This is a genomic window from Mucilaginibacter sp. UYCu711 (genome assembly GCF_050433825.1).
Classification (GTDB): Bacteria; Bacteroidota; Bacteroidia; order Sphingobacteriales; family Sphingobacteriaceae; genus Mucilaginibacter.
Window position 1 is genome coordinate 531,445 of record NZ_JBNPWM010000002.1, and the last position, 14,624, is coordinate 546,068.

Here is a 14,624-nt window from a genome sequence, read left to right on the forward strand (position 1 = left end):
ATGAAAAAAATATTTGTTTTAATGTTGACGCTTTTAGGCGTGCAAACTTATGCGCAACAAGCTAAAACGGCCAATGGCATGCTACAAGGCGTTACCGAAGCAAGCGGTGTAATATCTTATAAAGGTATCCCTTTTGCCAAGCCACCTGTAGGCGATTTACGGTGGAAAGAGCCACAAGCCCCGCAAAACTGGAAAGGCGTGCGCAAGGCAGATCATTTTGGACCACAGGCAATGCAGCGCGCAATTTATAGCGACATGATGTTTAGGAGCGATGGCAAAAGCGAAGACTGCCTGTACCTGAATGTTTGGACCCCGGCAAAATCGGTAACAGAAAAATTAGCTGTACTGGTTTATTTTTATGGCGGCGGGCTAAACGCGGGCGACGGATCAGAGTACCGCTATGATGGCGAAGCGCTGGCTAAAAAAGGAATTATCACCGTTACGGTAAACTATCGTTTAGGCATATTTGGATTTCTGGCTCACCCGGAGCTAACTGCGGAATCGCCTCATCACGCGTCAGGAAATTATGGTTTGATGGATCAGCATGCGGCGCTGGTATGGGTTAAGAAAAATATCGCGGCCTTTGGCGGCGACCCTAATAAAGTAACTATAGCGGGCGAATCGGCAGGGTCCATGTCTGTATGCGGACAAATCGCGTCGCCATTGTCAAAAGGACTATTTGTTGGGGGCATAGGCGAAAGCGGCTCGTTCCTGGGTAACCTGTCGCCGGTACCTTTGGCGGATGCCGAGCAAAGGGGCGTTACGTTTGCAAGAGGCATTACTCTGGCTGATCTGCGTAAGATCCCTGCCGATACTTTACTGAAAATATCAGCACGCGGATATTTCCCAACCACTATCGATGGTTATTTCCTGCCCGAATCGCCACAGGCTATATTTTCTACCGGCAGGCAAATGGATGTACCATTATTGGCCGGCTGGAACACTGCCGAAGTTGGTGCCGGCAATGTATTGGGCAGGGCCGAGCCAACAGTTGAAAACTATAAAGCTGCGGTACAAAAGCTATATGGCGACCGCGCCGAAGATATCCTGAAAGTATACCAGGCTAATACGGATGCCGACGTGCTGCAGGTAGCAACAGACTTGTCATCGGACCGGTTTATAGCTTACGCAACCTGGAAATTTATCGACCTGCATAGCAAAACCAACGGGCACCCGGTTTACCGCTACCTGTTTGCTAAAAAGCGCCCGGTGATGGCAAATGCGCCGGCAGGTACGGTTGATCATTCAATAGGTGCGGCACATGCGTCGGATATTGAATACGCTTTGGGCAACCTGTCAACCAATAAAGTGTATGCCTGGACGGCTGACGATTACAAAGCATCTGAAACTATGCAAAACTTTTTTGTAAACTTTGTTAAAACAGGCAATCCAAACGGACCGGGTTTACCAATCTGGTATGGCCTGCAAAGCAGTATCCCTAAGGTTATGGTTATTGATACAGAAAGCAAATCGCAACCGGAAAAGAATGCGAAACGGTATGTGATGATGGATACGTTTTTATAATAAATAGTATTGTCATCGAACGACAGGGAGAGATCTATACATCTATAAGTCGCAAACCTGTCTTGTATAGATTTCTCCCGTTGGTCGAAATGACATCGTTATTAATGGACCTTTTTAATACTGTATCTTAAAAGTAGCCGTCTGTGTTAGTTTATTATTCTCCTGCAAGTCAGCGGGTATAGTTATGTTCAATGCATCAGCCGTTTCACTGAATTTTATCTTCTTATCAACACCCAACAAGCTAATCTTTTTGATTTTTTTGATGTCCTTTAAATGAAGCGTAACCGTGCGCGGCATTTTTACTTTTTCATTGTCAGACAGGTTGAAGGCATAGATGGTATTGCTATTTTTTGATTTTGTATAAAACACATTCCCTTCCGAATAGGGGGCGATAGACGTGCTGCCATAGATTCCTTCACCATTAATCTTTATCCAGTCGCCTATCTGGCTCAGGCGCTGGTAAGCTATAGGGTCCCAATCGCCGTCAGGGCCGGGGCCGATGTTCATTAACAGGTTACCGCCTCTTGATACGATCTTTACCAGCAACGACACGATCTGGTTAACTGATTTATATTTATCGCCCGGTACATAGCTCCAGGAGTTGCCCATGGTGATGCAGCTTTCCCATGGATGGTCAAGCGGCTCGTTTGGTACTTTCTGTTCAGGAGTTGTATAGTTCTCAAACTCGCCGGGAACGGTACGGTCAACTACAATCAGACCCGGCTGTTTTTTACGGGCCATCATAGCTATTTTAGCCATGTCTATATCCTGGTCATAGATCTTTTTATAGTCAGGCGATTTAGGGTCGAACGTCGACTTTGGCCTTACCCAGCCACCATCTAACCATAATATATCCACCTTGCCATAATCGGTCATCAGCTCGCTAATTTGGTTATAGGTAAAGTCTTTAAACTTTTGCCAGCGCTCGGGGTGTTTGGCGGGATCATAATTTACATTCCGGCCCATAGGCGGGAAGTATGGCCACCAATAATTTTCATTATGCCAGTCGGGTTTTGAAAAGTAGGCGCCTATCATAAAGTTCTCTTTACTAAAAGCGTTAAAGATCTCCTTAGTAACGTTACTCCTCGGATTTGACGAGAAAGGATCGCGTGGGCTGGTTATTTTATAATCTGTTTGTTTAGTATCAAACATCGAAAAACCGTCGTGGTGCTTAGTGGTAAATACCACGTATTTCATCCCGGCATTTTTAGCCGCTTTTACCCATTTTTCAGGGTTAAAGTTTGTGGGATTGAAGGTCGTCAACAGGTTTTCATAATTCTTTTTATATTCAAAGTAGGTTGCTCCATGTTTCGGGTCGCGCTGTTCCCAGGGTTCGTCTTCGGGGCAAAGGCTCCAACTTTCTACCACACCCCACTCGCTGTATGGCCCCCAATGCATAAATAACCCAAATTTCAAATCCTGCCATTGGCGCAGCTTTTTTTGAACCAAAGTATCCGCAGGCACTACATAGGCTTTAGACATTTGATGTTCCTGCGCTTTTAACAAGGTACAGACAAGCAATAACAGTATAAAGGAAGCGATCTTTCTCATTTTGGGATAAAATTGGTTCACGAATATAATTAAAATGAACTATATAAAATATTGACTATGTTAGACTTATAAAATAGTTACTATTAAATCAGGGGCTTTGCTTTTTTATCGGCGGTTACAAAGGAGGTATAATATTCTCAGTGATGGTTGTTATTATTTCTAATTTAGTGGCACAAAACTTACTGAATGAAAAAGGAGTATAAAATACTTTTATGCGGGATAGGTAGCATTTGCCTAATAGATTTTTTAGGGGCAGTAGCATCACGGCAATGGGTGTTTAACTATACAATTTTATTACCGATCTCAATTATTTTATATGGCACTTTTGGCTTTATTGCAACAAAGGAACGGAATTTAAAAACAGGAGTTTTAATAGCAGCGACCATAGGCTTAATAGACTCAACTATTGGGTGGAAAATCTGCATGTTGCTTAGCGCGAATACCGGCAACCTGAAAAATAGCCCATCTGTTTTGACTTGGATTATCACGATAATATTTGTGACAGGTCTCGCGGCCCTATGCGGGCTTATCGGTGGAAGTTTAACCAGGATAAATAGAAAAAAGAATTAAGCCTGTGGTCGGTGTTATCACCGCACAACCATTGGTATGTCTAAATCCGTTCCATGTAAATGGTATTCACCTGTATGATGTGGCAAATGCCAGCTTTAAAAAGGCGGGCGAACAATTTTATAAGCAAGCATTATTGAAAACTAACAGATCGTAAAAGCTATGAAAAACAAGGCGGAGTGGCCGAGTGGTTAGGTGGGAGTCTGCAAAACTCTGTACAGCGGTTCGAATCCGTTCTCACGCCTCAATAAAAATTCTCTCTCTCATAATTTGGTTTATAATTGGTTAAGTAAATGCCCCTGCCCATCAGGGGCTTTACTTGTTTGTGTGAGAGTAGTAGGCTAAATTGCCAGAAGTTAATAAACCCAAAAAGAGGCGTAGCCTCGGCCAATATTGTAGCTACGGGTTTCAACCCGTAGAAAAATAAAAGAAAAGTATTAAGAGCCGTAGGCTCGGCCCATATAATATGTGTCGTGCCGACGGCACTCTCTTTTGGATTTGGGCTATAACGACGGGTTGAAACCCGTCGCTACAAAATATTGTCGAGCCTACGGCTCATTCGATAAGTGATACAAGCGTTAAACAACACACTTACTTACTACTTGGATACGCCTCCCTCAAAGCCTTCGCTTCTGCCGCCGTTATCCTTGATAAGCTGCCATGCCTTGCATCGGGTGGTATGCTGATATCCTGCTCAATGGTCCAGTTAAACAGGTCGGGCGATGACGAGATGCCATAATGGTCGGCCATCGGGAAATCGTAATACAATAACCAGCCCTTTGGTTTTATCGGGTCGGCCATAACGCTTGGTCCCTCGGTAATGGTTGGGGCTATCTGACCCTTGTTTAGTGGTCCGTCATAAACGGTATAAGGGCCTTCTAAATTTTTCGAGGTCGCTACGCGGATGCCGCGGCGCTCGCCGGTGGCGGGGCTAAACTCTTCTTCTTTATGTACCAGGTAGTAGGTGCCATTGTGTTTGGTCATGGTGCCGTCTATTACCGAGTAGCCCGGTGCAAACAGTACTTTGGCCGGGGTAAAAGTTTTCCAGTCGGTAGTTTTGCAATACCAAAGGCGGCTCTTTTTCCAGCCGGCATCCTCAAATGTCGACGACCAAAACAGTGTGTATTCCTTTGTCGCTTCATCATAAAAAAACTCAGGCGCCCATATATTTCGTACCATCGCACCGTTCTCGTCTTTTACATCCTTCATTAACGGCAGATAACTATCAAGCTGCCAATGGATCAGATCTTTTGATGTAGCATATAAACAGCTCGGTCCAAATTGCCTGCGGTCGGGTGCTGCGCGGCCGCCGCCCGTTGCTACCAATCGCCATAAACCGTCGGCGCCACGATGTATAAACGGATCGCGGATGTTTTGATCCCAAATCGGGTTATTATCGTTTATCGGTGTCCAATGCCGGCCGTCGGTTGATATCGCGATATGCAATTTCGCTATCAGCATGGGGTTTGGTAAGGGCACTTCAATGGTTTTGCCGGTTGCTGCATCAATCTCAATGCGTGTTGGGTAACGCTGGCGGAAATAGGTAAGCAGGTAAACATCTGTAGGTTTCTTAGCCTGTGCGTTAGCTAACTGGACCGATGTCGCCAACAAAATAAGTATATACAGTTTGAGTAGATTCTTCTTCATATCATTTAGTTTAAAGCACTTTATATTTATAAAGCACATACGAGTTTGGTTTTAACAGGCTAAAGCTAACCTCGCCATTGGGTTTAACTATTACCGTTTTATCCTGCCCCTCGCCTAATACTTTTTTAAAGCTAACCTCTTTACCCGCCGGCAAATAAGTGCGGATGATAGTGCTGTTTTCCTTATTCAATTCGCGGATGATCAATAGGTAGCCCTCTTTGTTTTTGATTGATTGAAACCCCGTCCATGAAGTGCCGGATGGTTGATTACCCAGCGGGAAGATCTGCCCGGCATGAATGTCCGGCTGGATCTGCCGGTATTTCTTAATAACCGGGGCAATGGTAAATGCTTTTTCAGGTAAGCCGGTAGCCTCCATCCAGGCCAGCGGTTGCGCCATCATGGTTAGGGCAAATTCATACTCCATGGATACTTTTGACGGGGCGAATTTGTCGTCCTTATCATACTTATCCGCGTTGCGGTAATTATTTAAAAACTCTAGCTGCAGGTTTTGCGGCGGCACGTAGGCCGATAGCATCCAGAGGTTACGCAACGTCCAGTGCGGGTAGTAATTGCTCCAGTCGGTATAACGGTTTTCTAAAAAAATATTGCCGTAGGTATTAAAATAATGGTAGCCATAACGGCGGCCCGCTGTAACATCCAAATTAAAAACAGCCCGGTTGTTGGTAACCAACATCACCGTATCAAACATTTTGCGCAGGTTCACTTCGCCTTTTTTATCGGTTACCTGTACGCCATCTATTTTAAAAGTGTTAATGCCGTAGGTTTTGTAAAGGCTGATCAAAGCCTCGGCGTCATTTTGCCAGTGGGCGTAGCTGTCATCCTTACTTGGATTGAACCATAAGCACACGTTAATACCCAATACCTTGCCGCGTTGCACAACTACGCTCAGGCCATGCGGAAATTTTACCGGGTCGGGTTTCCAGTAGTTTGGATTATCCCAGATCTTGGTAAGCGTACCACCCGCGAATGCCGAGTTTGCCGACCGCCCCGACTGCCAGCCATCATCAATCTGGAAATGCGTTATACCCAAACGGTGCGCGGCTTCCAGCTCATTTATGGTAAATGTTTCGCCAATATGCTTGTCCTGGCTGCGGTCGCCCCAGGTGTTCATCATCACCATATCATCGCGGCCCGGCTGGTGCAGGCGTACCTGCTGCTGATAGGTGCGTAATGCACTTAACTGACCTAACCTGCCACCTGTGGTTACACCGGTAACAAAACCATAGCAGCGTGTCCATTTATCGGGCGATAAGTCGGCGGGATTTACGCCAACACCTAACGCCTGTACTTTACCTATCTGCACTGAAAAATCTGCGCCGGGATAAGCCAGTTGCACATCAGACGACGGCGCTTCCTTTAAAATAAAAATACCATGTGTTCCGCCGGTTTCTTCGGCAAATAAAACATTTCCGGCAATGCGGCTTTCCGACCGGTACAACAGTTGCTCATGCTCCTGTACCAGCGTATTGTTTTGGTCGGTGATGTCAAAAAATTGGGTGGTTTTTATATTCCAATGTTTACCCGGGAGGGCCAGCGTTTCCATAACACTAACGCCCTGTGGAATGGCGGCGTTTTTATCGGTTTCTACATTCCGCAAATCGCCTTTGCTGGCTATTGTGCCAGCCCATTGCGCTTTCAAGCTGCCTTTTAAATAATAATCGCAGGCTATGGCGGGGCAGTCGGGGTAAATTCTGAAGATCTTTTTAACCCCCAGTGCGCCTAACTTAACTTCAACCTCAGCTTGTAAAAAAGCGGTGCTTATCGGCGTAGCGCTCACCTGGGTAACGGTTAGTTTTCCGTTAGCGGCATTGCCCGCGCCGGGGAACAATTGGTCGGGTGCTTTACCGGCCAGTTGCCATGTATATCCTGAACGTTTATCAGTTAACGAATAGCTTTTTAAATTGCCGTTGTTCCAGTTGTAGGTTCGTTTAACCAAGTTGTTTTCCAATACCAGGGTGTCGCCGGTTAGCGTAGCCTTGCATTTGGTTAGCGTGGTTTGGGCAAACAGGGAGGTGCTAAATGTGAGATATAGTGCAAACAACCTCAGGGTCCCCGCCGGGAGACCCTGAGGGAACGTGGAAAATATAGCTAACCGCGGTTTCATTATTTAGTTCCTGAAGGCTTTTTAAGCTCGATACCATCCTTCAACGGTACACCAAAGTTGGGGGTTCCGTCTTTATTCCAGGTAAATTGCTGCGCACGCGGCGCACGTTTATTACCACAGCCATCGCCCGGGTTGGTATTGGCGTGGTACAGGATCCAGTCCTCTTTGCCATCGGGCGATTTAAAAAATGAATTGTGGCCTGGCGCATAGATCTTGTTATCGGGGTTTTGCGAAAATACCGGCTCGGGCGATTTCTTCCAGGATAAGCTATCCAGCAGATCGGCATTTGCCGGGGCGGTTAACATCCCCAAGGCGTAAAAATCTGTCCAGCAACCACTGGCCGAATAGATCAGGAACAATTTGTTGCCATGTTTTAGGATCTCCGGGCCCTCGTTTACCAGCACGCCGATGCCGCTGTTGGTTTCCCATTTATAGGTTGGGCTTGATAGTTTTACACGCTTGCTGCTGATGGTCCACGGGTTGCTCATTTGTGCTATGTAGATATTCTGCATATTATTTTTATCGCCTTCCCAACCCGACCAAAGCATATACATCTTACCCTTATTCTCAAATATGGTAGCGTCAATGGCCCATTTATTGGTTTCGTCGCCAACCTGGCCCTTAAAGGTCCACTCGCCTTGTAATGGGTCGGCCGAAGGATTTTCTACCACATACATGCGGTGATGGTCATTCTTGCCATCATCGGCAGCAAAATACATGTACCATTTGCCGTTAAGAAAATGCAGCTCGGGCGCCCATAGCTCTTTTGAATGCATAGTGCCTGCAGGCGGTACCCAGATAACTTTCTTCTCTGCCGATCTTAGTTCAGTCAAATCCTTTGTTTTCCAGATAGTAAGGTTTTGCCCGGTGGAGTTGGTATAATAGTAATAACCATCCTTGTAAATATTCCAGGGATCGGGTCCCGAAGGTAAAACGGGGTTGGTAAAAGTTTGGGCGAAAGCGCTGCCCAGGCTTATGTTAAGCAGGATAACAACAAGTAATTTTTTCATGCGGGATATAATGGTTAGCGTAAATATAGAATTTTTATGTTGAGCCATGGCGAGCCTTCCGCACTTAACAAGTAACAATTTCCATACTAATATTGCTTCATTATTTTAACCAGCATTTTAGCTATTATAGCATGGCCTTTGTCAGTTGGATGGAGGCCATCGTAGGTCATGTTCATGGCTTCAATTGGGTACGGATACTCATCGGTTGTTGGGTTGAAGGGGATGCCTATATAATCAGGATACTTATAATTCTTGTACGCGCCGGTGGCCGGGTCTTTTAAGCGTTTATAGTTAACGGCGTTTTTTATGGTGATGCCGCTTTTGTAATAAAGGTCGGCCAGCTTAAGGTTTTGAAGTTTGGCTATGTTTTTAATAGCGTCGGCATAGTCTGACAGCTTAACACCATTGTGGTCTTTATAAGCGCCGTGTATAATACTTGCCTGGTTATTGATATCAACATAATCTGTACGCTGCATAGGTGTTAACAGTATGATAAGAGCATCGCTGTTTTGAGCACGGATCTTATCTATAATGATGCGGTACGCGCCATAAACGGTGCCAGCACCGGTGTTGTTATCGTAGTCGGCCACGGTTCCAATCGGGAAGCCTACCCACCAATCATTCGTCCCTAAAAACACCGAATAGATATCTGCCTTTTCAATCCCGAGGTGATCAAAGTTTTCGGCAATACCTTTAGCGGTCCAGCCCGGGTAGCCATGATTGGCAAAATGCACGTAGGGTAATTGTTCCACCACATCATCCATATAACCTTTGGTAAGCCGGCCCTTTGTATACTCCGTTCGACCGTTATGGAAAGTAATAGAGTCGCCAATGGCCATCCACTTTAACTCTTTATGCGGCGCGAACGAAGTAAATAATGCTAACGCGATGATCAATAATATGGTCTTTCTCATAATTGGTTCGGAGTGATTTTTAAAGATATTTATTTATCGCGACAAACATACTTGCTATATTCACCTAATGAAAAAGTTGTTGAGCAGGGGTTTTGTAATATTAATGGCGATGATAGGTTTGGCTATACCCGCCCGTGCACAGTATGGCGGTGTAGTAATATCGTTGGATGACCATTTTGTGAATGAATGGGTTAAAGCCGACTCGATATTTTACCCGCAATATAAATGGAAGGTTACCTTTTTTGTATCGGCCTTTGGTAAGATAAAGCCAAACCTGCAACAAAAATTATTGAACCTGCAGGCCGAAGGCCACGAAATAGGCTACCACGGTACTACACATATCAATGCTGCCGAATATTTAAAGACCCATACGCTTGACCAATACCTGACAGACGATTTTACCCAGCTGCAGCCCATGCGCGATATGGGGTTTAAAGTAACCTCATTTGCTTACCCTAACGGCACACGCACCGGGCAAACGGACAGCGCCCTGCTTAAAACATTTACCATGTTACGTGGGGTAAGCAGCAAGGAAAAAGCCGACAAAGACAACGGTTGTTTTTACCAGGGCAAACCGCTTATTGACGGCATGGGTATGGAAATACATTATCCATATTTCTCGCCCGAATATATGACCAGCCTGCTTACGTACGCCCGCGATCATAATACGGTATTGTGCGTGTACTCGCACAAGCCCGTACCCGTTGCCGACCCAAAACAACACGAGGTAGACTATGCCACCCTGCGCCTGATCTGTGAATTTGTAAAAAAGAATAAGATGAAATTTATGACAATGAACGAGTTGGCGGGGAGGAAAGCAAGGTAGTTTTTTTATATTTTTTGTTTCACCCGGCTTGTTTCAAAGGGCAAAAACCCGGTTTTTGTATTAATTTGATAATCAAATTAATAAATTATAATTATGCGTAAAAATACTGACTTAAAAGTTGTTTCATTTTGTTTCACCTTATTTTTGTAATTTGCTTATATTTAAATAGTTAAGTCAAAATTTTGTTTCATCTGTTTCATTTGTTCCACTATTTTGTGAAACAAAAGAAATCGTCAAAAATAACCTTTTAATACTATGCGTTATTTAAAACTAATGTTGCTTTTGGGGATAGGGCTTACCTGCCCCGGCCTGCATGCGCAGCAACGCCTGGCAGATTCCAACTACACCTACAAACCCGCCACGCCCGATGGCACCGGCAAATACTACAAAGGCCGCGAAATTGCCCACGTAATGGGTTTTGAAGGCGCCGCCTGGTTGGAACGCAACACGCGCGAACAGGAAGAGAACACCAAAAAGGCGATAGCCAAACTACCCATAACTGCAGCCAGCGTGGTTGCCGATATTGGTGCTGGAACGGGTTATTATACCTTCCCGATAGCGGCCAAAGTACCGCAGGGCAAAGTATACGCCGTAGAGATACAGCAGCCCGCTCTAACCTTTTTAAAGCAACGCAGCACACAGCTAAATTTAAACAATGTGATTGTAGTGAGGGGGGGCGAAAAGTCGCCTAACCTGCCTGATAACGTTATCGACCTGGCCATAATGGTTGATGTGTATCATGAGCTATCCTACCCGCACGAAATGCTGCAGGCCATACGGCGTTCGTTAAAGAAGGATGGCAAGTTACTGCTATTGGAATATCGCGCCGAGGATCCAACTATCGAGATCAAACCCTTACACAAAACCAGCATCTACCAGTTAAATAAAGAACTTAATGCCAACGGCTTTCATTTAAAGCAGGACGGCGAATTTATGCCGATACAGCACTTTTTAGTGTACCAGAAGGATTAACCAAAATACTAAATTGCGCCTATGTATTTCGCCATTATCATACCCATTCTCGCCTTATTGGCTTTTATCATCTTCCGTAAAAAAGGAAGCACTACATCAGCCAGTTTCCAACAGCTGGACAAACCGCTGCGCCAACTTTTAGACAGCCGGGTAGACTATTATCACCGGTTAAGTAATGCTGAAAAGCGCCGGTTCGAATCGCAGGTAGCCCTATTCCTGCAAACGGTGAACATTGAGGGTGTAGGGACGGAAATTACGGATGTTGACCGGGTGCTTATCGCGTCGAGCGCGGTAATACCTGTATTTGGCCTGGGCGATTGGGAATACCGCGACCTGCTAACCAGCGTGATATTATACCCGGATACGTTCGATCATGAATACCAGTTTGAAGGCGGCAGCCGCAATATTCAGGGGATGGTAGGTACAGGTTATATGAACGGGCAGATGATCCTGTCGCGGCCTGCCTTGCTTAAGGGGTTCTCGCCGACGTCGGGTAAAGAAAATACCGCCATCCATGAGTTTGTGCACCTGGTTGATAAATCAGACGGCGCTACTGACGGCGTACCCGAGCAATTATTGGAACATGATTATGCCACACCCTGGCTAAGCCTGATGCATAAAGAAATGCACCGCATTAACGAGGGGCACTCAGACATCAACCCTTACGCCACCACTAATGAAGCCGAGTTCCTGGCCGTCGCATCCGAATATTTTTTTGAGAAACCCGCCCAGTTTAAAGAAAAGCACCCCGAGCTTTATGAGCAGCTAAGTAAGATCTTCAGGCAAAAACCTGCGTAATATTCCGGGTATATTAGTAGATTAGCCGCAAGTTTATATATCCCCATATATAATAAAACCTGTTATGAAGAAAAATTTACTACCCGTTGTCGTTATAGCCGCTATCGGTATTTGCTGTTTAGGCTACACCAAAGAGCAAGTCGCCAAACGCCCTAATGTTATTATTATTTATACGGATGATCAGGGCTACGCCGATATGAATATCTATGGATCTAAAGACCTGGTAACCCCCAATATGGATGGATTGGCAAGGAGCGGGGTTAGGTTTACAAATTTCTATTCGGCTTCGCCGATATGCTCGCCGTCAAGGGCCGCATTGTTAACGGGCAGATATCCGCAGCGTGCAGGCTTGCCGCTCATGGGGCCATCAAAAGAAGGTGTAGCAGGTATGTCCGGCTCGCAATATACTTTGGGCGAATTGTTTAAAGACGCGGGCTATAAAACCGCGCATATTGGTAAATGGCATATCGGTTATAATAAAGAAACCGAACCAAACGCGCAGGGGTTTGAATATTCGTTTGGGTTTATGGGTGGATGTATTGATAACTACTCGCACTTTTTTTATTGGGAAGGACCTAACCGCCATGACCTATGGAGAAATGGCACCGAGATAAACGAAGCAGGCAAGTTCTTTCCTGATATGATGGTGGACGAGGCCGGCAAATTCATGGCTGAGAATAAGGATAAACCCTTCTTTATGTATTGGGCCATCAACAATCCGCATTACCCGTTACAGGGCAAAAAGAAATGGCTGGGCTATTATAAGAACCTGCCATCGCCCCGCGATAAGTATGCAGCCAGTATCTCAACTATGGATGAGAACATTGGCGACCTGTTAAAGAAACTGGATCAATTGGGATTAAGGGAAAATACGATCATCGTTTTCCAGTCAGACCAGGGCTTTTCGCGCGAGGACCGCACCTTTGGCGGCGGTGGTTCGGCAGGAGAGTATCGCGGGTCTAAATTTAGCTTGTTTGAAGGTGGTGTGCGCGTGCCTGCCATCATCAGCTGGCAAAAACATATCCCTGCAAACCAGGTGCGTACCCAGGTAGCAACCAATGTAGACTGGTTCCCTACGCTTGCGGCTTATTGCAATATAAAAATGCCGGCTCGTAAAGTTGACGGTCAGAGCCTGGTGCCGATCATCAATTCGGCCGATGTAAAAACAAATCATCCGGTGTTTAACTGGCAAAGCGGCGGCGGCAATGCCAACCCGCAATGGTCGGTGCTGGATGGTGAGTGGAAGCTATTGCATAGCCCACTTGAAGCAACAAAAGCAGAGCTAACGCCTGAGGGCTATTTCCTGACTAACCTGAAAGATGACCCTTCAGAAAAAACCAATGTTGCGGATAAGCACCCGGATATTGTACAGCGTTTATTAGCTACGCATAAGGCTTGGTTGGAAGAAGTATTTACGCAATAACACACCTAAACTGTCATTCTGAGCATAGCGAAGAATCTGCAAATTAGGCGCGCGCCGCTCGGTAGATTCTTCGCTATGCTCAGAATGACAAAAGGTTTCACTTCACCATTTCATTAACCAAACCTTTCAATTCTTTATACCGCTCATTGCGGCCTTTGTTATTAATGTAAAAGGTCATTAAAATAGCGGCATAACCATTTTTATAATCAACCCATGGGAAACTACCAAACAAACCGGGGCTGCTAATTGGCAGGCCCGTATCAGCTGCGGATGCACTTTTGCTCACCCATTCGCCATAGCCGTAGCCCATGTTACCCGCTTCGCCCGGCGAGTAGGCGACTTTAACATCGGCTGTAATTCGGTTTATCTGCATTTGGGCTATGCTGCTTTCACTCAGAATCCGTTTGCCGTTAAACTCGCCTTTGTTTAATATCATCACTAAAAAATTCAGATAGTCCTGCGGGGTGCTGATGCCGCCACCTGCAGGCAAGGCAACTTTGCCGGTGCCCCAATCAGTATTTGTCATATTAAGTGGTTTGGCAATACGCTCGGCAAATAAGGTTTGAAATGTTTTGCCGCCAATCTTCTCCACAACTGCCCCGGCAATCTGCAAACCCACATTGCTGTAATGAAACACCCTGCCCGGCTGGCCTTCCATATCAAGTTTTGCTATGTTTTGCATGGCTTCATCCATATTGGCAGTATTCTTTAATTCCTGCAGGTCGTCCTTTAACGATAGCGGCTTAATACCTGTTTGGTGCGACAGGCATTGGCCGATAGTGATATTGCCCTTGCCGCCTGCAGATAGTACCGGCAAAAATTTACCAACGGTATCCGTAAGCTTTAGCTTTCCCTCATCAACAAAAGTCATTACCAGGGCGGCGCTTAGCCACTTGCTGCAACTGGCAATCGCTTCGCGCGATGTTGGGGTGTAATCGTCCTGGTCGGCGATTTTGCCCTGGCGTTTGGTTATGAACTTATTTACCATCTTCTGGCGCATATTCATTTTGTTGACAGAATGGTTATAAATCACTTTGCCATCTTTATAAACCATTAGTATGGCACGGCCACCCATTTCGCCGGCCTCATCATCCAGCCAGGTATCCAGTTTCTTAGTATCGCGTTGGGCAAAGGTTGCGCTAACACTGCCGCAAACTAATAGCACGGCGAAAAGTATGTTTAATTTCATATCAAAAACCGGGTAAGGTGGTGTACTAAATATAGTAAGTAACTATGTTAATTGCTGTTAGATAAAATAACACCCCCA

At 45.6% G+C, this 14,624-nt stretch carries 11 protein-coding genes and 1 tRNA gene; 6 read left to right on the forward strand and 6 right to left on the reverse strand.

The genetic code is table 11. From position 1 onward, the window contains the following. The gene (locus ABIB50_RS06390; RefSeq protein ID WP_429378224.1) at nucleotides 1–1,524 is read left to right on the forward strand and encodes a carboxylesterase/lipase family protein; all 1,524 of its coding nucleotides are present in this window, start codon (nucleotides 1–3) and stop codon (nucleotides 1,522–1,524) included. Nucleotides 1,525–1,638: 114 nt separating this feature from the next. Here ABIB50_RS06390 and ABIB50_RS06395 read toward each other — a convergent pair whose 3' ends face one another. Continuing rightward, nucleotides 1,639–3,075 (reverse strand): alpha-L-fucosidase, encoded by a 1,437-nt coding sequence (locus ABIB50_RS06395; protein WP_429378225.1) that lies wholly within the window; start codon nucleotides 3,073–3,075, stop codon nucleotides 1,639–1,641. Between the two features lie 740 nt (nucleotides 3,076–3,815). Between ABIB50_RS06395 and ABIB50_RS06400 the strand changes: the two genes are divergently transcribed. After that, nucleotides 3,816–3,887, forward strand: a tRNA-Cys gene (locus tag ABIB50_RS06400). 346 nt (nucleotides 3,888–4,233) lie between these two features. On the opposite strand, the gene ABIB50_RS06405 is transcribed toward ABIB50_RS06400, so the two are convergent. The 4 genes from ABIB50_RS06405 to ABIB50_RS06420 form a co-directional block, all read right to left on the reverse strand. Then, complete coding sequence (locus ABIB50_RS06405; RefSeq protein ID WP_429378227.1) at nucleotides 4,234–5,289, reverse strand: glycoside hydrolase family 43 protein; 1,056 nt, start codon at nucleotides 5,287–5,289, stop codon at nucleotides 4,234–4,236. Between the two features lie 10 nt (nucleotides 5,290–5,299). Then, entirely contained in the window at nucleotides 5,300–7,414 is a 2,115-nt protein-coding gene (locus tag ABIB50_RS06410) for an alpha-galactosidase (protein WP_429378229.1), read from the reverse strand. Then, the gene (locus ABIB50_RS06415; protein WP_429378231.1) at nucleotides 7,414–8,424 is read right to left on the reverse strand and encodes a glycoside hydrolase family 43 protein; all 1,011 of its coding nucleotides are present in this window, start codon (nucleotides 8,422–8,424) and stop codon (nucleotides 7,414–7,416) included. The genes ABIB50_RS06410 and ABIB50_RS06415 overlap by 1 nt, the downstream gene beginning before the upstream one ends. An 86-nt stretch (nucleotides 8,425–8,510) precedes the next feature. Then, entirely contained in the window at nucleotides 8,511–9,338 is an 828-nt protein-coding gene (locus ABIB50_RS06420) for an SGNH/GDSL hydrolase family protein (protein WP_429378233.1), read from the reverse strand. A gap of 67 nt (nucleotides 9,339–9,405) precedes the next feature. On the opposite strand from ABIB50_RS06420, the gene ABIB50_RS06425 reads away from it, so the two are divergent. The 4 genes from ABIB50_RS06425 to ABIB50_RS06440 all read left to right on the forward strand — a co-directional run bounded on the left by ABIB50_RS06425 (nucleotide 9,406) and on the right by ABIB50_RS06440 (nucleotide 13,357). Then, nucleotides 9,406–10,164: a polysaccharide deacetylase family protein gene (locus ABIB50_RS06425; RefSeq protein WP_429378235.1), complete on the forward strand. Its 759-nt coding sequence runs from the start codon at nucleotides 9,406–9,408 to the stop codon at nucleotides 10,162–10,164. Between the two features lie 255 nt (nucleotides 10,165–10,419). Then, nucleotides 10,420–11,136 carry a class I SAM-dependent methyltransferase gene (locus tag ABIB50_RS06430; RefSeq protein WP_429378236.1) on the forward strand — a complete coding sequence of 239 codons (717 nt, stop codon included), beginning with the start codon at nucleotides 10,420–10,422 and terminating at the stop codon, nucleotides 11,134–11,136. 21 nt (nucleotides 11,137–11,157) lie between these two features. Further along, the gene (locus ABIB50_RS06435; RefSeq protein ID WP_429378237.1) at nucleotides 11,158–11,934 is read left to right on the forward strand and encodes a zinc-dependent peptidase; all 777 of its coding nucleotides are present in this window, start codon (nucleotides 11,158–11,160) and stop codon (nucleotides 11,932–11,934) included. A 64-nt stretch (nucleotides 11,935–11,998) separates the two neighbouring features. Continuing rightward, nucleotides 11,999–13,357, forward strand: coding sequence for a sulfatase-like hydrolase/transferase (locus tag ABIB50_RS06440; protein WP_429378239.1), 1,359 nt, complete (start codon nucleotides 11,999–12,001; stop codon nucleotides 13,355–13,357). Nucleotides 13,358–13,454: 97 nt separating this feature from the next. Here the strand turns inward: ABIB50_RS06440 and ABIB50_RS06445 are convergent, their stop codons facing one another. Beyond that, nucleotides 13,455–14,546: a serine hydrolase domain-containing protein gene (locus tag ABIB50_RS06445; protein ID WP_429378241.1), complete on the reverse strand. Its 1,092-nt coding sequence runs from the start codon at nucleotides 14,544–14,546 to the stop codon at nucleotides 13,455–13,457. Nucleotides 14,547–14,624: the final 78 nt, after the last annotated feature.